The sequence below is a fragment of the Thiococcus pfennigii genome (assembly GCF_016583835.1).
Lineage (GTDB): Bacteria > Pseudomonadota > Gammaproteobacteria > Chromatiales > Chromatiaceae > Thiococcus > Thiococcus pfennigii.
Genome location: NZ_NRRW01000148.1, coordinates 1 through 687 on the forward strand (window position 1 = coordinate 1; position 687 = coordinate 687).

1 protein-coding gene is annotated in these 687 nt (G+C 65.4%); it reads left to right on the plus strand.

Features of this window, described 5'->3' with window-relative positions; genetic code table 11:
• The first annotated feature begins 164 nt into the window (after nucleotides 1-164).
• Nucleotides 165-500, plus strand: a complete 336-nt coding sequence (locus tag CKO41_RS18310; protein ID WP_207144180.1) for a coiled-coil domain-containing protein — start codon at nucleotides 165-167, stop codon at nucleotides 498-500.
• The last annotated feature ends 187 nt before the right edge of the window (nucleotides 501-687 follow it).

Sequence of the window (687 nt, forward strand, 5' to 3'; positions counted from 1 at the left end):
GTCCTCCGAGCCAAAGAGCGTCTTGAAGACGCAGTCGACCTTGGGATCGATTGGGCGGTACATGCCCTGAGCCTAGCCGGCACGCGGCGTCGTGACAAGCGGCGTCGATGCACAATATGTAGGAGCGCGCGCGGGCGCGCGTCATCGCCGAGGCCTTCGAGCGCTTGGAAGAGCGCTACCCGCATCTTCCGGAATTGGCGACCCAGGGCCATGTACGCGAGAGCGAGCTGCGCTTGCAGAAGGAAATCGAGCAGGTCCGTGCCGAGATCGAGCGGGTCCGCGCCGAGCTCAAGCTCGACATCGAGCAGGTCCGCAGTGCGTTGCGCGAAAGCGAGCTGCGCCTGCAAAAGGGGATCGAGCAGGTCCGTGCCGAGCTCAAGCTCGACATCGAGCAGGTTCGCGCCGAGGTCGCACGTACCAAGGTCGATCTGCTCAAATGGATCGTGCCGCTGATGTTCGCCCAAGTCGCCGCGATCGCGGCCCTGGTAAAACTGCTCTGAGCCGTCCGCTGGGCGTTCGTCCCCGCGCGGGACGGACGCTGGAGGCCTGCTCTACGAGCACGACGGGGAGCCGCGTGGGGAGAGAGACGGGATGGCACCCGGCAAAAGGAGAGCCCGCCGAAGCGCTGGCCTTTGCGGTCGGGTCAGGAGAAGGGAGCCAGGGATGTTACTTTTCGAGGCCTGACCC